Here is a 21231-nt window from a genome sequence, read left to right as displayed (position 1 = left end):
ACATCGTGCCAGTGGGACGGGACGGAGCAAAGACGCGCGCCTCCGGCCTGCGAAAGCGCCGCGCGCTGCAAGCGGCCACCGGGTCGCCTTGGGTAAAGACGCCGGCGGGCCGGCGTCAGCTCTCGGCGACGGGATCATGGGGCGCGCACCTGAAAATGCTGACATCGCGTTCGAGGAACAGGGGTTTGCGGGCGCTGAACTCGGCATCGAGCATGCAGCGCGTCTCCATGTCGGCAAAGAAGCCCCGCATCAGCTCCGAGGGAACCTCGTCGCGCATGTAGGGCAGGTTCTTGACGATGAAGACCGAAAAGCCCTGATCGAGCCAGTAGTCGAGCTGCCACTCCTCGCGCTGCGGCGGCCAGGCATGGGCCTGCACCACGTAATCCTCCGAATCCTCGTCGACGCCTTCGAGGCCGTACATCACCGTCGGCATCCCGATGTAGAACACCGCGCCGGGCAGGTCCTCGTGCACGAGGCGCTCTTCGCTGATCTCGGGCATCACCACGTTGTACTTCGCCGCCAGCCGGTCCCAGCGGGCCAGCTCCATCGTTTGCGCCTCCAGGCGCCGGGGCAGGTTGGTCTCGAGCATGGTGAGGATGCGCTCGTCGGCGTAATCGCGCGCGATGCGGGCGTCGACCTCCTCGCGGATCGCGGGTGCGGTGGCCTGCCGCAGCGGGATCGCGGCGTTCGCCGCGCTGAGCACGAGGCCCATCGCCAGCGCTGCAGTGGCGCCAAAGCGCAGAACGGCCTGCGGCGCAGCGCTGAGCCCTGCAAGCGCCAGCGCGGCCAGCAGGGCAAGCCCCGCGAAATTGGCGATCCAGAGATGCTCGGGCTGGCGCGAGCCCACCAGCAGGGCGGTGCCGGCGGTGGCCAGCACCAGCGCGACCCAGATCACCAGCAGCAGCGGCGTCTTGTCGAGCCTCACGCCCGGCAGCAAGAGAACCAGCGGGGCCAGAAGCGCCGCGACCAGCCAGACCGCGTTGAGCCCCAGCACCGGCGTCGCGAGCCGGGCGAGCAGGGTGGAAAGGCCCACCGTCCGATCGGCGTCGCCGGTAACCGACATCACCGCCTGGATCTTCTGGAACTCGAGGAAGCTCGCGAAGTCGAGCAGCAGGCCGATGTTGAGGATGGGCCACGCGATCAGCGCGGTCAGCACGATGCGCCCGACCGAGGCGGCGCAGGCCCGGCCGCCCTCATCGCTGGCGATCAGGACCCAGTACCCCAGCGCCAGCGGCGCGAGCACGAAGACGCCGGATTGCTTGAAGCTGACGGTCAGCACCGCCATCAGCGCCACGATCACGTCCCAGCGCCCCGGCCGCGGGCTGTCGAATCGCACGAGCGTCGCCCAGACCGTCGCGATCAGCGCGGTCGCCAGCGCCACGTCGCCCTTGGCGATATGCGACATGTAGACCCCGAGCGGGAACAGCGCCCCCACCAGCCCGACCGCGAAGGCGCGGTCTCGCGCAAGGCCGGTGTGACGGGCGATGCCGTAAAACAGCGGCGCCAGCAGCGCGCCGGTGGCGGCAGTCAGCAGCCGCGCGGTGACGTAGAACGGCGTGGCGTCGGCGAAATACTGGGCGCGAAAGCCGCCCGGCCCCGACCACCAGTCCAGCACCTGCCCGACGCCGAACAGCGCCGCGAGTCCTATCGCGTTGAGATAATTGATCAGCGGCGGATAGAAATGCTGCTCGGGCACGAGTTGCCCGGTCAGCACCTTCGCCGCCTCGTTGATCCGCTCGTCGCCGTGGAAATAGCCGTAATCCGCTCCGACCGCCCGCAGCAGAAATGCAACGGTGAAAAGAACGAGAACCAACACAGTTCCGACCCGCGTCCGGCCAGCTATACTCATACCCATAATCCCTGGAACCGCCTTGGCCCAGTCACATACCACGAAGCGACAATTCGAAACAGTTTTTGTATCTATATTCCCGAGACGCGCACGAATGGCCATGGCCAGAGGGCACTCTGACGGAAAAGGGGGAATTTGATGAACGCTGCGCCCACGTCTCCGGCCTCCTCCGCGCCCGGTGCCGAAAATCCGCTCTATGTCGATCTCGACGGCACGCTGATCCGCACCGATGCCGCGCAGGAGCTTCTGATCGAATCGCTCAAGGTGCCGGCGCGCTGGCCGGGCATCGTGCGCGCCGGCCGGCAGGACGGACGCTCGGGGATCAAGCACGCGCTCTGGGACGAGACGCGGTTCCGGCCCGAGCTGCTGCCTTATAACGACGACGTTCTGATCTATATGCGGCAGGCCCGCGAAGAGGGCCGCCGGGTGGTGCTCGCCACCGCCGCCGACCGCCGCGCCGCCGAGGCCGTGGCCGCGCATCTCGGGCTGTTCGACGGCGTGCTCGCCTCCGAGCCGGGCCGCAACCTGAAGGGCGGCGCCAAGCTCGAGGCGATCGAGGCCGATGCCGGAGGCGCGGCCTTTGAGTATCTCGGCGACAACCGCGCCGATATCCCGATCTGGAACCGTGCCGGGTGGGCGGGCTTCGTGGCCCCCTCCGGCGCCGTGGAGGAGGCGCGCCGCCGCAGCGGAACGCGCGCGACGCTGGTCTCGCACTCCGACCGATCGCTGACGCACGGGCTCTGGAAGGCGATGCGGCCGCATCAGTGGTCGAAGAACGTGCTGGTCTTCGTGCCGCTGCTGCTGTCGCACCAGTACGGCCACGCGGGGGCGCTGCTCGCGGCGGTGATGGCCTTTGTCTGCGTCTCGATCCTCGCCTCGTCGGTCTACCTCGCCAACGATCTCGTGGACATCGAGGCCGACCGCCGCCACCGCAGCAAGCGCAACCGCCCCTTCGCCTCGGGCGCGGTGCTGCCGGTCGAGGGGGCAGGGGCGGCGCTTGGGCTGGCCGCGCTGGCGCTAATGCTGGCGTTCCTGACGCTGCCGGCGAAATTCGGCGCGATCCTTCTGGTCTATCTCGCGATGACGACCGCCTATTCGTTCGTCCTGAAGCGCTTCTCGACCATCGACACCATCGTTCTGGGGATGCTCTACACGCTGCGCATCGTCGCCGGGGCGGCGGCCTGCGGCATCGCCGTCAGCTCGTGGCTGCTGACGTTCTCGTTGTTCTTCTTCGTCAGCCTCGCCTATCTCAAGCGCGCCATCGAGCTCGACCGGGTGGAAGAGACCACCAAGCTGCCGAGCCGCAACTACTGGGGCGCCGAGCTTGCCACGGTGCGCGCCTTCGGCATCGCCAACGCCGCGGCGGCGATGCTGACGCTGGCGCAGTACATGTCGAGCGCCACCGCCAGCCAGACCTATGGCGCCGCCGACCTGCTCTGGCTGGTGCTGCCGCTGATGATGTTCTGGATCTACCGCACGTGGATGTGGGCCTGCCGCGGCAAGATCGGCGATGACCCGGTGATCTTCGCCGTCACCGACCGGATCAGCCAGCTGACCTTCGCCGCGACCGTCCTGCTGGTCATCGCCGCGCGCTATCTCACCATGGAGCCCCTGATCCAATGACCCCCCTCGGTTTCGCGCTGATCTTCGTTTCGGTCGCCCTCTCCGCTCTGGGGCAGACCTGTTTCAAGGCGGGGGTGACCCGCGTGACCTTTGCCGACGGGGCCGGCGTGCTGGGCAAGGCGGCGGCGCTGCTGTTCTCGCCGTGGGTGCTGGGCGGGCTGGCCTTCTACGGCGTTGGCACCGTCCTGTGGCTGTTTGCGCTGCGGCGGGTGGACCTGTCGCTGGCCTATCCCTTCGTGTCGATGAGCTTCGTCATGGTGGTAGGAGCGGGTGTGGTGTTCCTCGGCGAGGCGCTGACCCTGCCCAAGCTGCTGGGGCTGTGCCTCATCATCGCGGGGCTTTGCGTCATGGCGCTGGACGGGGTGCGCTGAGCCGGCCTCCCTTTGGGCGCCCTGAACGGTAGGAAGACAGGCGTGAGCCCCGGGAACTTCGCGCTGCAGCGCGGCGTTGGGTGACCGGTTGTGCCGGCGTGAAGCGCACGACCGATCTTTGCAATCGACGGGGCAAGCCGCATGACACACCCCCCAGCCGTCGCGCGGGGCCGTAGCCCGCACCGGTGCCGGTGGCGGCCTGACGCCTGTGGCGCGCCGCGTGGATGCTGATGTCTCGTGAACCACTCTTTCCCGAACGACAAGGGGACGGCATGACCCGATCATTCGACTGGGGTGCGCAGCCCAGCGGCGCCGGCCATTGGTCATTCAACATCTGGGCCCCGGCGGCGACCAGCGTTCAGCTGCTGCTGGATGGCGACACGCATGCGATGACCGGGGGCGAGGACGGCTTCTGGCGCACCGAACTGCCGGCGGGACCGGGCCTCGACTATCTCTTCCGCATCGACGGGCACGACCGGCCCGATCCGGCGGCGCGCGCGCAGCGTGGCGGCGTGGACGGTGCCTCGGTCACCGTCGATCCCTCCGGCTTCGACTGGGGGGCGCCGTGGCAGGGCCGCCCCTTCGAGGAGGCGGCGATCTTCGAGCTGCACATCGGCACCTTCACCGAAGAGGGCACCTTTGCCGCCGCCACCGCGCGCCTGCCCGAGCTTGCCGCGCTTGGCATCACCGCGGTCGAGATCATGCCGGTCGGCCAGTTCGGCGGGCATCATGGCTGGGGCTATGATGGGGTGCTGGTGCGCGCGCCGCACGTGCCTTACGGCACGCCCGACGATCTGCGCCGCTTCATCGCGAGCGCGCAGCGCCATGGCATGATGGTGCTGCTCGATCTGGTGATGAACCATTTCGGCCCGTTCGGAAACTTCCTGCCGAACTACGCGCCTGCCTTCTTCAATCAGCGCCCGACCCCCTGGGGCGACGGCATCGCCTTCGAGCGCCCGGAGGTGCAGAGCTTCTTCCGCGAGGCGGCGCTTGGCTGGCTGGAGGAGTACCGGCTCGACGGCTTCCGTCTCGATGCGGTGCACCAGATCCGTGACGGGCAGGAGCAGAAATTCCTCCGCGATCTGGCGCAGGAGATCTGCGCGCGGGAGTTCGGCCGGCCCATTCACCTGATCACCGAGGACGAGCGCAACCTGCCGCACCTGCGCGAGCAGGGCTTCGACGCCGAGTGGAACGACGACTGGCACAACGCCCTGCACGTGGCGCTGACCGGCGAGACGCAGGGCTATTACAGCCGCTTCGCCCGCGATCCGTTCGGCGATCTGGCGCTGGCGATGGCGCGCGGACAGGTCGACGAGGGCGCGCCGCACCCCGAAGAAGTGCGCGGCGCGCCCGCCGGGCACCTGCCGTGGACCGCCTTCGTCAACGCCAACCAGACCCATGACCAAATCGGCAACCGCGCCCATGGCGAGCGGCTGATCTCGCTGATCGGCGAACCCGCGGCGCGGGTCTGTCACGCGGCGCTTCTGCTGATGCCGTTCCTGCCGATGCTCTACATGGGTGAGGAAGAGGGGCGCGACACGCCGTTCCTGTTCTTCTGCGATCCGCCCGACGAGGACGCCCGCGAGGCGGTGCGAACCGGCCGCGCCGCCGAGCTGCGCGGCATCGGCTACGATCTGGACGGGATGATCGATCCCACCAGCGCCGCGGCCTTCGAGGCCTCGAAACCCTACGCCTCCGACCCGCCCCCTCACGCCGAGGCGTGGCGCACACTGACCCGAAAGCTCCTCGCCCTGCGCGCGTCGCACGTGGTGCCGCTGCTGCGCTCGGGTAAGACCGGTCTCGGCGAGGTCACCCGCCACGGCCCCAAGGCCTTCGAGGTCCGCTGGCCCTTCGCGGCGGGCGAGATCCGGATGCGCCTCGCACTTGGAGCGCCGGCTACCAGCGCTGCGCCGCTTGCCGCCCCGCAGTTCCGCCTCGGCGATCCCACCGCCGAGGCCTTTGCCATCGAAGTGGAGTTCACAGCGTGAAACCTCTTGTCGCCAGCTACCGTCTGCAACTGCGTCAGGGCGTCGATTTCGACCGCGCCGTGGAGCTTTTGCCCTATATCGCCGGGCTTGGCGTGAGCCACCTCTATCTCTCGCCGATCTTCACCGCCGAGAGCGGCTCGACCCATGGCTACGACGTGGCCAACCCCGCCGAGATCGACCCGGTGCTCGGCGGGCGCGCGGGCTACGAGCGGCTCGCCGCGGCGGCCAAGGAGCGGGGCCTCGGGATCATCCTCGATCTGGTGCCCAACCACACCGTGCTCAGCGTCGAGAACCCGTGGCTTCTCGATGCGCTGACCCACGGAGCCGAAAGCCGCTATGCCCGGCATTTCGACATCGATTGGGACAGCCGGCTGATCCTGCCGCTCTTGCCCGAGCCGCGCGACGACATGATTGCGGCTGGCGCGTTCGAGATCGACCGCGAGACCCAGCGCGTAACCTGGGAGGGCGGCTGGCTGCCGCTGGCGCCCGGCACCGCGGAGGAGGGCGGCGTGGCAGAGATCCTCGACCGGCAGCACTGGCATCTGCGCCACTGGGTGCGCGAGCGGCGCAGGCTGTCGCACCGGCGCTTCTTCAACATCACCAGCCTGATCGGGATGCGGGTCGAGGAGCGCGCGGTGTTCGACGCCATGATGGCCCTGCCGCTCGAGCTGGTGCGCGCGGGGCTGGCTGAGGGTCTGCGCATCGACCATGTCGACGGGCTTGCCGATCCGGCGGGCTATCTCGACTGGCTGCGCGAGGAGGTCGGGCCGGATGTGCCGGTCTGGGTCGAGAAGATCCTCACCGGCGACGAGGACATGCCCGACTGGCCGGTCGAGGGCACCACCGGCTACGAGGCCAACGACCGCATCACCCGGCTGCTGCTCGACGAGGGCGGCATGGACCGGCTCGACGCCATGTGGCGCGGGGTGACCGGGGCGCGCGGCGACTACGAAGCCGCCTGCCGTGCCGCGCGGCACCAGATCCTGTCGGGCGATCTTGCCGCCGAGCTGCGCGAGATGCTGCGCCGGGCCGAGGCCGCGCTGGCCGAGGCGGGCCAGCAGCTGCCGGAGGAGAGCTTGCGCGAGGCCCTGCGCGAGATGCTCGTCGCCTTCCCGCGCTACCGCAGCTACATCACCGCCGAGGATGGCCCCTCTGCCGAGGACCGGGCGCTGATCGACGAGACCATCGCCATCGCCGCCGTGGCAGGCGCCGACAGTGCCGCGCTCGAGGCGCTGCGCGACGTGCTGCTGTCGCCGCAGGGGGAGGCCGGCGCAGCCTTCGTCGTGCGCTTCCAGCAGGTCACAGGCGCGGTGGTCGCCAAGGCGCAGGAGGACACCGCCTTCTACCGCCACACCCGCTGTCTCGCCGAGGCCGAGGTCGGCTCGGAACCCGACGCCGAACCGCTCTCGGGCGCGGATTTCGAGGGCTGGTGCGCGGCGCGTCTGGCGCGCTGGCCGCGCGCCATGTCGCTGGGCTCGAGCCACGACACCAAGCGGGCCGAGGACGCCCGCACGCGGCTCATCGCGATGACCCACCTGCCGGCGGAGGTGGCCGAGCTCTGGGTGCACGCCCACACGCTCGACGCCCCCGAGCCGCCCGACGAGTCGACGCGCTGGTATATCCTGCAATCAGCCGTGGCGTTCTGGGAGCCCGAGCGCGACGATCTCGAGGCGCGCCTTGCCGCACATCTCGAGAAGGCGCTGCGCGAGGCCAAGGAGCTGACCGACTGGCACGAGCCGGACGAAGAGGCCGAGGGCCGCGCCAAGGCGTTTGCTGAAGCCTTGCTCGGGGCGTGGCGCGCGGCGCCACCGGCGGCGCTCGAGGCGCTGGTGGCGCGGGGCGAAATGCTGTCCCTGAGCCAGCTTGCGCTGCGCTTCCTCATCCCCGGACTGCCCGACATCTATCAGGGCAGCGAAACCGGCACCTTCGCGCTGACCGACCCCGACAACCGGGCGCCTCTCAATCCCGACGCACCGGTGTCGCCGTTCGGCGCGCGCAAGTTGACGTTGTTGAAGGAGTTGATCGACCTGCGCCGCGCGCTGCCCGAGCTGTTCGCGGCCGGGGAGTGCCGCGTGTCGGAAGACGGGGAGCGGCTGACGCTGATCCGCGCGCAGGACGGCGCGGAGGTCGCGCTGCACGTGGCGACCGACGGCAGTGCGGCGCCGGAGATCATGCGCTTCTGACGCGGCGGGGGCGGGGCCTGAGGCCCCGCCCTTTCACGCCCCGACGATCATGCCGCCGTTGACGTGGATGGTCTGCCCGGTGATGAACGAGCCGTCGCGCGAGGCGAGGAACACGTAGGCCGGCCCAAGCTCGCGCGGCTGGCCGACCCGCCCGATGGGGGCGGCCATGTTCTTCAGCATGTCCTCGTCGAAATCCTCGAACACCGACTGGATGTCGGTTGCCACCGGTCCGGGGGCCACTTCGTTCACCCGGATCCCGCGCTCCATGAGCTGCTTGGCCAGCGAGCGGGTGAAGGTGGTGATGGCCCCCTTGGTGGCGGAGTAGGGCAGTAGAGCATCGTTGCCGACGAAGGCGTTGATCGAGCTGGTGTTCACGATCGCGCCGTCATCCGGCATGTGCTTCAGCGCCGCGCGCGACAGGAAAAACATGCCGGCCATGTTGACGTCGAAATGCGCCCGCCAATCCTCGTCGCTGACCTCGTCGAGCGTGTGGTAGGGCTTCTGGAAGCCGGCGTTGTTGACCAGCACGTCGATGCCGTCCCAGACCTCGACGACCCGGGCCACCGCCGCGTCGCAATCGGCGCTCTTGCCGGTGTCGCCCTGGATCACGAGCGCCTCGGCGCCTTCGGCCTCGAGCCCCTCGCGGGTCTCCTCCGCCTTGTCCTCGGCCGAGTGGTATATGATCGCAACCTTCGCGCCCTCGCGGGCCATGTGCAGCGCCACCGCGCGACCGATGCCGCTGTCGCCGCCCGAGATCAGCACGCGCTTGCCAGTGAGCTTGCCGGCGCCCTTGTAGCCGTCGTCGATATATTCCGGCTCGGGCAGGTGGGGAATGTTCTCGTCAGACATAAATCTGTCCTCTCAATCGAATGTCAGGTGTTGATCGCAGCAACGGCGCCGCCATCCGCACGCCAGGCCGAGCCGTTGGTAAAGCTCGCGCGGTCCGAGCACAGAAGCGCTGCCACCGCCGCGACCTCGTCGGCCTGTCCACGCCGCTTGAGCGAGAGATAGGGGCGTTCCTCGTCGAGGAAGCTCTTGATCGCCTCGTCCTTCGAGACACCGAGGGACTTGGCGCGCTTTTCCATCATCCCGTCGGTCATCGGGCTTTCGATGAAGGCGGGCATCACCGCGTTCACCAGCACCCCCTTGGGGCCATAGGGGAGCGACAGCGCCTTGGTGTAGCTCAGCAGTGCGGCTTTCGAGGCGTTGTAGACGGCCTCGTCCGGGTAGGGCTGCACGGCGTTTTCCGAGACCGTGAAGACCACCCGGCCCCAGCCCTTCTCGACCATGCCGGGCACCAGCGTCCGGGTCATGCGCACGGCGGACATGAAGTTGGTGTTCCAGCAGGCGAACCAGTCGTCGTTGCTCATCTCGAGCGGGTCGCCCTTGGCCCCGGTAATCCCGGCCATGTGCACGAGGATGTCGGCCCCGCCCTGCTCGGCGACATGCTTCGCCAGCGTCGCCACTTCCCCGTCGTTGGTCAGGTCGGCGGCGTAGTGGCCCACCACGCTGTCGCCGAGCGTGTCGGCCGCCTCTTTGAGTTCGTCTTCCGACGTGTCGGTCAGGAACAGGCGCGCACCGTCCTCGGCCAGCACCTTGGCCGTGGCCAAGCCGAGTCCGCCGGCTGCGCCGCTGATTACGGCGAGCCGTCCGTCAATATTCAGTTTCATCGCTAGACCTCTTGGTTTCAGGCGAAACGATTGGGGGGAATGAACGGTTCCGGTTGCCCCTTCAGAAGCCCGCAATGCGCCCCGCATCGCGGGCAGAATGACGGCGTTCGAGGCATTTGCAGGGAGGGCTGTCCGAGAGTGCCGCGGGCGTCGCGAGACGTGCCGCGCGGGAGGGTCGGCAAAGCGCAATGCGGCGTGCCCGATGACTTCGCCCGAATGCAATCGAACCGCAGGTGCCCGGCGGACTGTTGCGCTTCGGTCAGACCATGAGAGCGCCTGCGCCCCGCTTCGGAGGGCAGCCCTACGCTCTCGCGGTCAGCTCCACAATCCGGCGCACCATGACGTCGAACGAGAAGGGCTTGAGCAGCACCTCTGCGCCGGCCAGCGCAGGGCCGGAATGGGCCTCGTCGTCATAGCCGGTCATGAAGATGATCGGCAGCTGGGGATGCGCCTCGTGCGCCGCGCGCGCCAGTTCGCGCCCGGTCATGCCGCCGGGAAGACCCACATCGGTGAGCAGGGCCGAAATCTCGGGATGCGCCTCCAGCAGCGCCAGCCCCTCGCGCGCGGTCCCCGCCTCGAGCACCTTGAACCCCGCATCGGTCAGCGATTCCGCCACCACCATGCGCACCAGAACCTCGTCATCGACCACGAGGATCGTCGCGCCGCTGCCCTCTCCTGCCGAGGCCGCGTCAGCGGCGGGCGTCGCCGCCTCGGCCGCCTGTGCAGAGCGCGGCAGGAAGAGCTCGACCGTCGTGCCCTCGCCAAGCTGCGAGCGGATCAGGGCGGCGCCGCCGGACTGGCGGGCAAAGCCATAGACCATCGACAGGCCAAGCCCGGTGCCCTTGCCGCTCGGCTTGGTGGTGAAATAGGGCTCGAAGGCCTTCGCCAGCTGGTCCGGGCTCATGCCGCTGCCGGTGTCGCGCACGGACAGCTTCACATAGGCCCCCGTCTCGAGATGCTCGGTCGCGGTGGCGACGGTTTCGTTGTCGGCCTCGATCTCGATCAGCCCGCCGTCGGGCATGGCGTCGCGGGCATTGAGGCAGATGTTGAGCAGAGCGTTCTCGAGCTGGTTGCCGTCGACCATGGCGGGCCACGTGTCCGGGGCGAACCGGGTCGACACACTCACCTCCGGCCCGATCGCGCGGCGCACCAGATCCTCCATGCCATGCACCAGCGCGGGCACGTCGGTGGGCGCCGGCTGCAGCGACTGGCGGCGCGAGAAGGCAAGCAGCCGCTGGGTCAGCGTGGCGGCCCGTTCGGTCGAGGCCTGCGCCGCCGCGACGAAGCGGTGCGCTTCGTCGGTCCGGCCCTCGTCGAGCCGGCTGGTGATCAGGTCTAGCGAGCCCGCGATCGCTGTCAGCAGGTTGTTGAAATCATGCGCTAGCCCGCCGGTCAGCTGGCCGACGGCTTCCATCTTTTGCGCCTGACGCAGCGCCTCTTCCTGCTCCATGAGCTTCGCGGTCTGGTCCGCGACCCGCTGCTCGAGCGTCTGGTTGAGCTGGAACAGCTCGGCGGTGGCGCGGTCGCGCTCTTCGAGGATCGCGCGCCGGTCGTCGAGATCCATCAGCACGCCGGCAAAGATGCGCGGGCTGCCGCCTTCGAGACGACCATTGGTTTCGATCCAGTGGTACTGGCCGTCGGCCTGCCGCACCCGGAACTGGAAGGCGATGGCGGCCCCGCCCGAGGTCGACCGGTTGATCTCTTCCATCAGCGCGGGGCGGTCGCCGGGGTGGACGTTGGCCACGATCGTCTCGAGCGTGAGCGACGAGGCCGGCAGCGCCGGGTCAAGGCCCATCGCGGTCGAGAACCCGGTGTCGAGCTCGAAATGGTCGGTGTCGAGGGTCCAGACCCAGGTGCCCAGGATCGCCCCGGCCGACAGCGCCCGTGCGAGATGACGGGCGTCGCGTGTGGCGCGCTGCTCGCTGTCGCGCAGAGCCTGCTCTGTGCGTTTGCGTTCGGTGATGTCACGGAACAGCACCGCAACCCGACCTTGCTCGACCTTGCCCGCGAGCGTGGCGGAGACCTCGATGTAGCGATCGACCTCGGCAAAGCGGCGCTCGAACCGGATCGGCTCGCCGGTTTCGAGCACGCGCCGATAGATCTTGACCCACTCGGCGCCGTCCTGCGGCGAGACGTCGAACACCGACTTGCCGACGACGCCGCTGATCCCGGTGTGGCGCTCGTAGCCCGAATTGGACTCGACATGCACGTAGTCGCTGAGCGGGCCGTCGGGGCCGTCGGTGAACTGGATGATGCAGAAGCCGTCATCCACGAGATCCATCAGCGCCTGATAGCCGGACGGGCGGGCCGGTGTCGGGGGGGCTTTGCCGAAACGCAGCTTGTTTTTCCAGATCACGTCGGCGGTCGCTTTCGAGTGCACTTCAGTCGCTTGAAGGATAGGCCGGTTCCCACCGGTATCAACAGGCGGGGAGGGGGATCTTCGTGCTGTCTGGATGCCGGGCGAGGAGGCCGTGGCGTCCGCGGTTTTGCTGGGGTGGCGGGGGCGCGATTTGTGGGGGCGCTTTGGCGTGGTTTGACCGCTCGAGGCGTGCAGCAGGTTTTGGTGACGGCGGCGGTGCCGCCCTGCGAGATCAGCCAATCTTTACACCGTTCTTGAATACAAGGTGCAAAAATGCACAGCGGGGATGCTGCAACTTTGCGGCGCTGCTTTTCGGGTGGTTTTTCAACCCGTATCAGGTGCGTCGGATCTAGGGTGTTTCGATATAAATCAATTAAATCAGGCTGATAAGAGACGGCATTGTTTTGGCATCTCATCCGCTCGCACGTGTTCGAGAGCGTGCGTGAGCGGTTCGGTGATTTGAAAGGTCCGGGGCGAATACGCAGATATTCCTCATCCGAACGACACGGACCACAGATTTCTCGCACAACCGTGCGAATACACACCGAAAGGACTGAAGACATGAAAAACGCATCCTTCCTCACCGTCGCCGCCCTCGCCGCCGCCACCGCCTATGCAGGCGCCGCGTCGGCCCAGACCTTCAACACCGGCGACTTCGCCCGGACGGCTCTCGAGAAGATCGCCCCCACGGCAGACGTGGCCGATCTGAGCAACGCGCAGGCCGTGGCCGTGTATCAGGCCGTGCAGGACGAGGCCTCTGCGGCGAACCGCGCGGCCAGCGCCGAAGCGATGATCAAGAGCTACCAGTAAGCGCGCAGACCGCCACGCGCGGTCTCGCCATCGATCCTGTCACGATCCGGGGAAGGGGTGCCGCACTGGCACCCCTTTTTCGCGTCGCCGCGGCGTGGTGACCGATCATGGGCGTCCGCAGCGGGGTCTGCGTGTAGACCCTACACGGCGGGCGCGGTGCCGTGCGGCAACATGGCCGGGGTGTTTGCCGTCCGGCTTTGTGACGCGTGGCCGCGGCTGCTACGCTGGCACGCAAAGCAACCCGGTCCGATCACCGGGGCACAGGCAAGGACCGACCACATGACACCCGCGCGCATTTTCCTGCTGATCGTCGCTGCACTTGGCCTCTCGGCCTGTGGCGTGCCCTTCGTGCCGCTGATCTGACAGCCGCGCGTGCGCGCCCCAACGCCCACCCTGCCGATCCGCTTTGACCCCGCTTGGCAGCACGCCGGGCGGGTGGCGTCTTGCCGCCATGCCGCCGGTGCCGGACCTCCCGCTTGCCAGCGTAACGCGCCATCCGCAGCACACCGGCCCCATGCCAGTCGGACAGCGAGACCGTCATTTCGGCACGGAAACATTTCGAGACTTGAAATATCCCCCTCGTCGAACTAATTCGATGCCGGAAAGGGAGCCCTGCCCATGACAAGTGTCACCGACCGCCTTCTCGATCCCTCCGGACGCCAGCTCCCGCAGGAGCTGCGCATCCTGCTCGGGCACTTCGTCCTGTCGCACGCGCTCGACGAGCAGATGGACGCCTGCCAGATGGTGCAGGCGCTGACCAAGCCGGAGCGCAAGCTGATGATGCATCTGGGTGTGCCGCGCCGCATGGGTCAGCTTGCCGAGGACCTGAACACCCAGCCCTCCACGGTGACCGCGGTGGCCGACCAGCTTGAGGCCAAGGGCATGGTGCTGCGCGAACGCGACCCGGACGATCGCCGCGCCTGGCAGCTCTGCCTGACCGAAATCGGGCAGGGCGCGCGAAGCGACCTGATCGAGCAGATCGTGGCGCAGTTCCGCGACCTGTCCGGGCTCAGCCCCGACGAAATGACCCAACTCGCCACGCTGATGGACCGCGTGGCCGAACGTATCCTGCAGAACGGACTGCCGAAGGGATTTACCCTATGACCATTTTTTCCCGGTTCCCCCTTGCCGCCGCCGCGGTGGCGATGCTTCTGGCCGCGCCGCAGACGGCGCTGGCCCAGACCGAGCCGCAACCCGCGCTGCGCCCGGTGAAGCTCGCCGTGGTCGAGGCCGGCACGCAGGAGATCACCCGTCAGTTTTTCGGCAAGGTGGTGGCGCGGCGCACCGTGGATCTGGCCTTCCAGGTCGCCGGCCAGATCGAGCGCTTCCCGGTGGTCGAGGGCACGCATATCGAGGAGGGCGCGCTGATCGCGCAGCTCGACCTGCGCCCCTTCGAGCTGTCGCTCGATCAGGCGCAGCTGCAGAAGGAGCAGGCCGACCGCAGTCTCGACCGGCTCAACAAGCTGCGCGGGAGCACGGTGAGCGAGTCGGCGCTCGACGATTCCGAAACGCAGGCCGGGCTGGCCCGGATCGAGGTCGACAACGCCCAGATCGCGCTTGACGATGCGACGCTCTACGCGCCGTTCGACGCGCTCGTGGCCTCGCGCATGGTCGAGAACTACACCACGATTTCGGCTGGCACCCCGGTGGTCCGGCTGCATGACATGTCCGAGATCCGGGTCGAGATCGACGTGCCCGAGGTGCTGATCCAGAAGGCCGACGTGGCCGACGATGTGAGCGTGCTGGCGCGCTTCCCGGCCTCGTCCGAGAGCTACGAGATGACGGTGCGCGAGCTGAATGCCGAGACCTCGGCGATCGGGCAGACCTACCGCGCCACCTTCGGCATGGCCCCGCCCGAGGGGCTCGATGTGTTGCCGGGCTCGTCGGTGACGGTGACCGCGAAGCTGAGCCGCGGCGAGCCGCGCATCACCATCCCGGCGGCGGCGGTGCAGATCGCCCCGGACGGGTCCACCTTCGTGTTCCGCTTCGATCCCAAGGGCGCGGCGGAAGGCAAGCTCACCCGGCTGCCGGTGACGGTCGAGCCGACCGACGACGGCGGCGTGGCGGTGGTCGAGGGGCTGAAGGACGGCGACGAGATCGTCGTGGCCGGGGTCAGCGACCTGAGCGACGGCATGAAGGCGCGCCGCTTCGTCGGTTTCGGCGAGTGAGGGCAGGGAGATGAAGAGCATTGCACGCGGCTCGATCGAGCGCCCGATCTACACTTGGATCCTGATCCTCATCCTGTTCTTCGGCGGAATCTGGGGGTTCTTCTCCATCGGCCGGCTCGAAGACCCGGCCTTCACCATCAAGAACGCCGTCATCGTCACCCAGTACCCCGGCGCCTCGGCCGAGCAGGTGGCGACCGAGGTCTCGGAGCCGCTGGAATCCGAGATCCAGAAGATGGGCGAGCTGAAGACCATCACCTCGGTCAACCGGCCCGGCGTCTCGACCATCGAGGTCGAGATCAAGTCGACCTATGACGGCACCGAGCTGCCGCAGATCTGGACCGACCTGCGCAACCGGGTGGGCGACGCGCGGCTGCCCTCGGGCGCCGGCGCGCCCTACGTCAACGACAGCTTCGGCGACGTCTACGGCCTGTTCTACGCCATCACCGCCGACGGCTTCTCGGACGCCGAGAAGCACCGGCTGGCGATCTTCCTGCGCCGCGAGTTGCTGGGCGTCGAGGGGGTGGCGGATGTCGAGACGGCGGGCCTCCCGGACGAGGCCATCTTCGTCGAGCCCGACCTGTCGCGGGCGGTCAACCAGAACATCCCGCCCTCGGCCCTGGCCGGGGCGATCTCGGAGGCCGACAGCGTTTCGCCCGCGGGCACCATCGAGAGCGACGGCTCGCGCACGGTGATCCAGCGCCCGCAGGGCGAGGACACGGTCTCTGCCATCGCCGGGCTCACGGTCGGCGTGCAGGGCGAGACCGTCAACCTCATCGACCTCGCCGAGGTCTATCGCGGCCGGCAGGACAATCCCGACCTCATCATCCGCCAGAACGGCCACGAGGCCTTTACCCTCGGCGTCGCGGGCCTGTCGTCGGAGAACATCGTCGAGGTGGGCGCACGGGTCGATGCCAAGCTTGCCGAGCTCGACAAGGACATCCCGCTCGGGGTCGAGATGACGCCGATCTACCAGCAGCACGTGGTGGTGGACGAGGCGTCGAACGCCTTCCTGCTGAACCTCGCCACCTCGGTCGCCATCGTGGTCATCGTGCTGGCGCTGGCCATGGGCTGGCGCGCCGCCGTCGTGGTCGGTGCGACGCTGCTGCTGACAGTGATCGGGACGGTGTTCTTCATGGCGATCTTCTCGATCGAGATGGAGCGCATCTCGCTCGGGGCGCTGATCATCGCCATGGGGATGCTGGTCGACAACGCCATCGTGGTGGCCGAAGGGATGCAGGTCTCGATGCTGCACGGCAAGCGCGGCCCGGCCGCGGCTGACGAGGCGACGAAGAAGACCCAGGTTCCGCTGCTCGGCGCCACGGTCATCGGCATCATGGCCTTTGCCGGCATCGGCACCAGTCCGGACGCCACGGGCGAGTTCCTGTTCTCGCTCTTTGCAGTGATCGGCATGTCGCTGATGCTGTCGTGGATCCTTGCCATCACGGTGACGCCCTATCTTGGCAACAAGCTGTTCGTGACCAAGGACGAAGGCGATCACGATGCCTATGGCGGGTTCTTCTTCCGCCTGTTCGGGCGCACGCTCGATCTCGCGCTGCGCCTGCGCTGGCTGGTCGTGGTGGGCCTGATCGCGCTGACGGCGGTGTGCTTCAACGCTTTCGCCAAGCTGCCGCAGCAGTTCTTCCCCGACAGCAACACGCCGCTGTTCTTTGTGCATTACAAGCTGCCGCAGGGCGCCTCGATCGCCAAGACCTCTGAGGACCTTCGGGTGCTCGAGGACTGGCTGGCCGAGCGCGACGAGGTGGTCGCCACGACCACCTTCGTGGGGCAGGGCGCGACGCGCTTCATGCTGACCTATCAGGCCGAGAAGGCAAACCCCTCCTACGGCCACATCATCGTGCGCACCGCGACGCTCGAGGAGATCCCGCAGCTCAAGTCCGATCTCGACGCCTTCGGCGCCGAGGCGCTGCCGCAGGGCGAGATGCGCACCAAGCGGCTGGTCTTCGGCCCGGGCGGCGGCGATCCGGTCGCGGCGCGGTTCTCGGGGCCCGACCCGGAGGTGCTGCGCAATCTCGGCATCGAGGCGCAGGCGGTGATGAAAGAGGCCAGCGACAAGATCACCACCACCCGCACCGACTGGCGCGAGCAGGAGCTGGTGCTGCGCCCGCGCTACGCCACCGACCGGGCGCAGGCGGCGGGGATCAGCCGCGACGACGTCTCGACCGCGCTGCTCACCGCCACCGACGGCGCGCAGGCGGGCACCTATCGCGAGGGCGAGCGCCTGATCCCGATCCTCGTGCGCGAAGATCCCGAAAGCGATCTGACGCTGATGGACCAGGTGATCTATTCCGACGCGGCGCAGGCCTTCGTTCCCATCGAGCAGGTGCTCGACGGTCTCGAATTCATCCCCGAGAACACGCTGGTGCACCGCCGTGACCGTGTGCTGACCCTCACCGTCGGCGCCGATATCGCCGACGGCGTGACCCCCGCCACGGCCTTTGGCGAGGTGCGCGGCGCGGTCGAGGCGATGGAGCTGCCGCTGGGTTACAAGCTCGAATGGGGCGGCGATTACGAAAGCTCGAGCGAGGCGCAGGAGGCGCTCGGAAAGCAGCTTCCGGTCAGCTTCCTGATCATGGTGCTGATCTCGATCCTGCTGTTCAACGCGCTGCGCCAGCCGCTGATCATCTGGCTTCTGGTGCCGATGTCGGTCAACGGCGTGGTGCTGGGGCTCGGCTTCACCGGCCTGCCGTTCAGCTTCACCGCGCTGCTGGGTCTGCTGTCGCTGTCGGGGATGCTGATCAAGAACGGCATCGTGCTAGTCGAGGAGATCGACCTGCTGCGCGAAGAGGGCGAGGCGCTGCGCCCCGCGATCATCCGGGCCTCGACCTCGCGTCTGCGCCCGGTGGTGCTGGCGGCGGCGACGACGATCCTCGGCATGGCGCCGTTGCTGGGCGATGCGTTCTTCGTGTCGATGGCGGTGACCATCATGGGGGGTCTGGCCTTTGCGACCGTGCTGACGCTGGTGGCCGCCCCGGTGCTCTACTACATGTTCTTCGCCCGGGAAGAGCGCCGCACCGTGGCGGCGCGCGAGGCAACCGCCTGATGCATGTGAGACGGGGGGGCGGAGTGGATCCGCCGCCCGTCTCTATTTCGGTCGCCTTGGTCGAGGGGCTAATGTCGCCCCGCGTGCCGGTCTCAGACCGGCAGCGGGCGGGCCGCCGGATCGCGCGGCGCGCGCAGGCCGATCAGCGCCACCAGCGCCAGAAGCGTCAGCAGGGCGCCGGTCGCGAGGAAGGTCGTGGCATAGCCCAGCGAAGCGATCAGCGGCGTCGACGCGAAGGGCGACAGGAACTGCCCGAGGAAGATGCTCGTGGTGATGGCGCCCGCCGCCAGTCCGCGGCGATGCGCCGGGGCAATGCCCACCGCAAGGCCGAGGAAGGTCGGCATCAGTAGCCCGCCGCCGGCCCCGATGAAGGCCGCGCCGATGAGCGTCAGCGCAAAGCTCGGGGCGATCCCGAACAGGTAGAACCCGGTCGCGAAGCCCAGAAAGCCAAGCGCCGGCGTGCCCGAACGCCCCAGCCGCATCCGGACCCGCCCGAAGAACAGCGACACGATCCCGCCGGCCAGCGTCATGGCGCCCATCAACATGCCCGCGGCCTGCGGCTCGGGATGGTTGATCGAGGCGAGGAAATACGGCGCCTGCGTCGGCAGCAGGTAGAAGCAGAGGAAGCACAGCCCGGCGAGCAGGACCACCAGAACCAGCGTGGCCACCCAGTTGGCCTCGCCCTCGGAGGCGGCGGGCTCGATCTGCGAGGCGCTGCGATCGGATTTCTCCAGCGTCAGCATCATGATCGGCAGATAGACCAGCGCGATGCCGTAGATCGCGAAGGGGGCAAGCGGCGAGAAGGCCGCGAGCCAGCCGGCCAGCATCAGCAGGATCAGGCCGCCGAAATTGGTCGCGGCGATCTGCAGCCCCATGAAGGTGCCACGCTTTTCGCCCTTGAAATAGTCGCCGATCAGCGCCGTCTGCGCGGTCATGATCATCGCCACCGCGACCCCCAGAAACAGCCGGCTGAACAGCACCAGCTTGAGGGTCGGCAGGTAGAGGCCGGCAGTCCCGGCGATGGCGAACAGCGCCACCCCCGCGAGCAGCTGCAGGCGGCGGCCGAAGCGGTCGGCCAGCGCCCCGGCGAAGGGCGCGAGGATCGCCACCATCAGCGAGGGCGCGGTGACCAGCAGGCGTGCCAGCAGCGCGGCATTCTCCTCGTCGGCAAAGCGCGCCTCGATGCCCGGCAGCGACGGGCTGATCAGGCTGTTGGACAGGATCGTCAGAGAGGCGGCCAAGAGCAGCGCAACGGCCCGGGAATCCTTGAGCAAGCTCAACATCGTGTGGTCTTTCAGTTGGTCTGCCGGAAATCACGGCGCCAAACCCCGGCCAAGGTCCGTGGCTGCTCCGTGCAGGCATGTCGAAATAGAGAAACCCGCGAACGCCAAAAACCATCGGTCAGAGGCGCGCGGGCGGTTGATTACATTTTTGCGATTCTGTAATCGGCAAAGACCGAAGCGTCAAGGAGGAGCGACGTGCCCCGGACAGGTCTCAGCCCGGAAGAAGCGCGGCAGCGTGCCGTGGAGATCGCGGTTGTCCGCATCCGTGAAAACGGCTTCGTGAAGCTGCGGCTTGCGGATGTGGCGCGCGAGATGGGCGTGAGCCACGCCGCGCTCTACGGGCATTTCCGCGACAAGGCGGCACTGCTCGACGCGGTGACGGGACACTGGCTGAGGGAGGCGCGGGCGCGCACTGCCGTGATCTGTGCCGGCAGCGCGCCTGCGGCGGAGCGGATCGAGGAATGGTTCGTCACGCGCTACAGGATCAAGAGCGCGCGGGCGCTCTCAGACCCCGAGATCTTCTACGGCTTCAACGATGCCACGGAAAGCGAGCGCCCGGTGATCCGCGTTTACATGCAGCAAATGCGCCGGGACCTGTCGGGGCTGCTGAGCGAGGCCGGTCTCGGCGGTGAGGCCGAGGCGACGCTGCTCGAAGAGGCGCTCGCCAGCTTCCTGCATCCGGCGCTGATCGGCGCGGGGCCGAAGCCGGAGCGCGAAGACGCGCTGCGGCGATTGCTGAGGGTGCTGCTGGCCGGTCTGGCCGCGTCACGGGAGGGCGGCACCTAGGCCGCGTCGAGTCGCCGCCCGGACTCGCCGTCGAAATAGTGCAGCTTGGCGCGGTCGTATCCCAGCGGCAGGATCTCGCCGGAGCGCAGCGGCACGTTGGGCGCGAGCCGGGCCGAGACCTCGTGCTCTCCGAGCCGGCAGATCGCGATGGTGTCCGAGCCGAGCGGCTCGTAGATGTCGATGACTGGGCTCATCGCGCCCTGACCGGGCGCCGCCAGCGCCAGATCCTCGGGGCGCACGCCGACATCGAGCCTGGCGCCATCGCGGGCGGCGACCTCGCCTAGCTCGAGCGTGCCGTCCTTCATGCGCAGCACCGGGGCCGCGCCCGAGCGGTCCAGCGCGCCCGAGAATACGTTCATCTGCGGCGAGCCGATGAACTCGCCCACGAAGCGGCAGTTCGGGCGCTCGTAAAGCTCCATCGGCGGACCTTCCTGCACGATGTGGCCGGCCTTCAGCACCACCACCTTGTCGGCCAGCGTCATTGCTTCGGTCTGGTCGTGGGTGACGTAGACCGTGGTGGTGCCGAGCATCGCGTGCAGCCGCTTGATCTGGGTGCGCATCTCGACGCGCAGCTTGGCATCGAGGTTCGACAGCGGCTCGTCAAACAGGAACACCGAGGGCTCGCGCACGATGGCGCGGCCCATGGCAACGCGCTGGCGCTGGCCGCCCGAGAGCTGGCCCGGCTTGCGGTCGAGATAATCGCCGATCTGCAGGATGCCGGCGGCCTCCTCGACCTTCGGGGCGATATCGGAGGCCTTCCAGCCGCGCATCTTAAGCCCGAAGCCGATGTTCTCGCGGATCGTCATGTGCGGGTAGAGCGCGTAATCCTGAAACACCATGGCCACGTCGCGGCCCTTGGGTTCGATCTCGTTGACCACCCGACCGCCGATTCTCAGCGTCCCGCCCGAGATCTCCTCGAGCCCGGCAATCATTCGCAGCATCGTGGATTTGCCGCAGCCCGATGGCCCGACAAAGGCGACGAACTCGCCATCTTTCACCTGCAAATCAACACCGTGGATCGCGCGATGCGCGCCATAGTCCTTGACGATGCCCTCCAGCTGGATCTCTGCCATGTGGTCC

At 68.1% G+C, this 21231-nt stretch carries 15 protein-coding genes; 9 read left to right on the top strand and 6 right to left on the bottom strand.

What is annotated here, in order from left to right; all coding sequences use genetic code 11:
* Positions 1-115: 115 nt before the first annotated feature.
* Entirely contained in the window at positions 116-1813 is a 1698-nt protein-coding gene (locus LCM15_RS16990; RefSeq protein WP_224858503.1) for an ArnT family glycosyltransferase, read from the bottom strand.
* Positions 1814-1987: 174 nt separating this feature from the next.
* Between LCM15_RS16990 and LCM15_RS16985 the strand changes: the two genes are divergently transcribed.
* The 4 genes from LCM15_RS16985 to treY all read left to right on the top strand — a co-directional run bounded on the left by LCM15_RS16985 (position 1988) and on the right by treY (position 8014).
* Positions 1988-3472 (top strand): UbiA family prenyltransferase, encoded by a 1485-nt coding sequence (locus tag LCM15_RS16985; RefSeq protein ID WP_224858501.1) that lies wholly within the window; start codon positions 1988-1990, stop codon positions 3470-3472.
* A complete protein-coding gene (locus LCM15_RS16980) occupies positions 3469-3843 on the top strand; it encodes an EamA family transporter (RefSeq protein ID WP_224858499.1) in 375 nt (124 codons plus the stop codon). Before LCM15_RS16985 ends, LCM15_RS16980 begins: the two co-directional genes overlap by 4 nt.
* A 272-nt stretch (positions 3844-4115) precedes the next feature.
* Entirely contained in the window at positions 4116-5831 is a 1716-nt protein-coding gene (gene treZ, locus LCM15_RS16975; RefSeq protein ID WP_224858497.1) for a malto-oligosyltrehalose trehalohydrolase, read from the top strand.
* The gene (gene treY, locus LCM15_RS16970; RefSeq protein ID WP_224858495.1) at positions 5828-8014 is read left to right on the top strand and encodes a malto-oligosyltrehalose synthase; all 2187 of its coding nucleotides are present in this window, start codon (positions 5828-5830) and stop codon (positions 8012-8014) included. The genes treZ and treY overlap by 4 nt, the downstream gene beginning before the upstream one ends.
* A gap of 33 nt (positions 8015-8047) precedes the next feature.
* Here treY and LCM15_RS16965 read toward each other — a convergent pair whose 3' ends face one another.
* The 3 genes from LCM15_RS16965 to LCM15_RS16955 form a co-directional block, all read right to left on the bottom strand.
* On the bottom strand, positions 8048-8863 hold the full coding sequence (locus LCM15_RS16965) for an SDR family oxidoreductase (protein ID WP_224858493.1): 816 nt from the start codon (positions 8861-8863) through the stop codon (positions 8048-8050).
* A 23-nt stretch (positions 8864-8886) separates the two neighbouring features.
* Complete coding sequence (locus tag LCM15_RS16960; RefSeq protein WP_224858491.1) at positions 8887-9684, bottom strand: SDR family NAD(P)-dependent oxidoreductase; 798 nt, start codon at positions 9682-9684, stop codon at positions 8887-8889.
* A 301-nt stretch (positions 9685-9985) separates the two neighbouring features.
* A complete protein-coding gene (locus tag LCM15_RS16955) occupies positions 9986-12040 on the bottom strand; it encodes an ATP-binding protein (RefSeq protein ID WP_224858489.1) in 2055 nt (684 codons plus the stop codon).
* Between the two features lie 564 nt (positions 12041-12604).
* On the opposite strand from LCM15_RS16955, the gene LCM15_RS16950 reads away from it, so the two are divergent.
* The 4 genes from LCM15_RS16950 to LCM15_RS16935 all read left to right on the top strand — a co-directional run bounded on the left by LCM15_RS16950 (position 12605) and on the right by LCM15_RS16935 (position 18082).
* On the top strand, positions 12605-12853 hold the full coding sequence (locus LCM15_RS16950) for a hypothetical protein (protein ID WP_224858487.1): 249 nt from the start codon (positions 12605-12607) through the stop codon (positions 12851-12853).
* 618 nt (positions 12854-13471) lie between these two features.
* Positions 13472-13957 carry a MarR family winged helix-turn-helix transcriptional regulator gene (locus tag LCM15_RS16945; protein WP_224858485.1) on the top strand — a complete coding sequence of 162 codons (486 nt, stop codon included), beginning with the start codon at positions 13472-13474 and terminating at the stop codon, positions 13955-13957.
* Positions 13954-15021, top strand: a complete 1068-nt coding sequence (locus LCM15_RS16940; RefSeq protein ID WP_224858483.1) for an efflux RND transporter periplasmic adaptor subunit — start codon at positions 13954-13956, stop codon at positions 15019-15021. Before LCM15_RS16945 ends, LCM15_RS16940 begins: the two co-directional genes overlap by 4 nt.
* Before the next feature lie 10 nt (positions 15022-15031).
* The gene (locus tag LCM15_RS16935; RefSeq protein WP_224858481.1) at positions 15032-18082 is read left to right on the top strand and encodes an efflux RND transporter permease subunit; all 3051 of its coding nucleotides are present in this window, start codon (positions 15032-15034) and stop codon (positions 18080-18082) included.
* A 92-nt stretch (positions 18083-18174) separates the two neighbouring features.
* On the opposite strand, the gene LCM15_RS16930 is transcribed toward LCM15_RS16935, so the two are convergent.
* Positions 18175-19365, bottom strand: a complete 1191-nt coding sequence (locus LCM15_RS16930; RefSeq protein ID WP_224858479.1) for an MFS transporter — start codon at positions 19363-19365, stop codon at positions 18175-18177.
* Between the two features lie 195 nt (positions 19366-19560).
* Here LCM15_RS16930 and LCM15_RS16925 point away from each other — a divergent pair, with 195 nt between their 5' ends.
* Positions 19561-20151 carry a TetR/AcrR family transcriptional regulator gene (locus LCM15_RS16925; RefSeq protein WP_224858477.1) on the top strand — a complete coding sequence of 197 codons (591 nt, stop codon included), beginning with the start codon at positions 19561-19563 and terminating at the stop codon, positions 20149-20151.
* Here LCM15_RS16925 and LCM15_RS16920 read toward each other — a convergent pair.
* Positions 20148-21224, bottom strand: coding sequence for an ABC transporter ATP-binding protein (locus LCM15_RS16920; protein ID WP_224858475.1), 1077 nt, complete (start codon positions 21222-21224; stop codon positions 20148-20150). The two genes, LCM15_RS16925 and LCM15_RS16920, sit on opposite strands and share 4 nt — an antisense overlap.
* Between the last annotated feature and the right edge of the window lie 7 nt (positions 21225-21231).

Origin of the sequence: Salipiger bermudensis (assembly GCF_020171625.1) — a bacterium.
Lineage (GTDB): Bacteria > Pseudomonadota > Alphaproteobacteria > Rhodobacterales > Rhodobacteraceae > Salipiger > Salipiger bermudensis_B.
This window is presented reverse-complemented; position numbering and strand designations above follow the sequence as displayed.

What these genes read in the sequence shown, in the direction of transcription:
- LCM15_RS16985 (WP_224858501.1), top strand. Translation starts at nt 1,988, where the DNA reads ATGAACGCTGCGCCCACGTCTCCGGCCTCCTCCGCGCCCGGTGCCGAA.
- LCM15_RS16980 (WP_224858499.1), top strand. Translation starts at nt 3,469, where the DNA reads ATGACCCCCCTCGGTTTCGCGCTGATCTTCGTTTCGGTCGCCCTCTCC.
- treZ (WP_224858497.1), top strand. Translation starts at nt 4,116, where the DNA reads ATGACCCGATCATTCGACTGGGGTGCGCAGCCCAGCGGCGCCGGCCAT.
- LCM15_RS16965 (WP_224858493.1), bottom strand. Translation starts at nt 8,863, where the DNA reads ATGTCTGACGAGAACATTCCCCACCTGCCCGAGCCGGAATATATCGAC.
- LCM15_RS16960 (WP_224858491.1), bottom strand. Translation starts at nt 9,684, where the DNA reads ATGAAACTGAATATTGACGGACGGCTCGCCGTAATCAGCGGCGCAGCC.
- LCM15_RS16950 (WP_224858487.1), top strand. Translation starts at nt 12,605, where the DNA reads ATGAAAAACGCATCCTTCCTCACCGTCGCCGCCCTCGCCGCCGCCACC.
- LCM15_RS16945 (WP_224858485.1), top strand. Translation starts at nt 13,472, where the DNA reads ATGACAAGTGTCACCGACCGCCTTCTCGATCCCTCCGGACGCCAGCTC.
- LCM15_RS16940 (WP_224858483.1), top strand. Translation starts at nt 13,954, where the DNA reads ATGACCATTTTTTCCCGGTTCCCCCTTGCCGCCGCCGCGGTGGCGATG.
- LCM15_RS16935 (WP_224858481.1), top strand. Translation starts at nt 15,032, where the DNA reads ATGAAGAGCATTGCACGCGGCTCGATCGAGCGCCCGATCTACACTTGG.
- LCM15_RS16930 (WP_224858479.1), bottom strand. Translation starts at nt 19,365, where the DNA reads ATGTTGAGCTTGCTCAAGGATTCCCGGGCCGTTGCGCTGCTCTTGGCC.
- LCM15_RS16920 (WP_224858475.1), bottom strand. Translation starts at nt 21,224, where the DNA reads ATGGCAGAGATCCAGCTGGAGGGCATCGTCAAGGACTATGGCGCGCAT.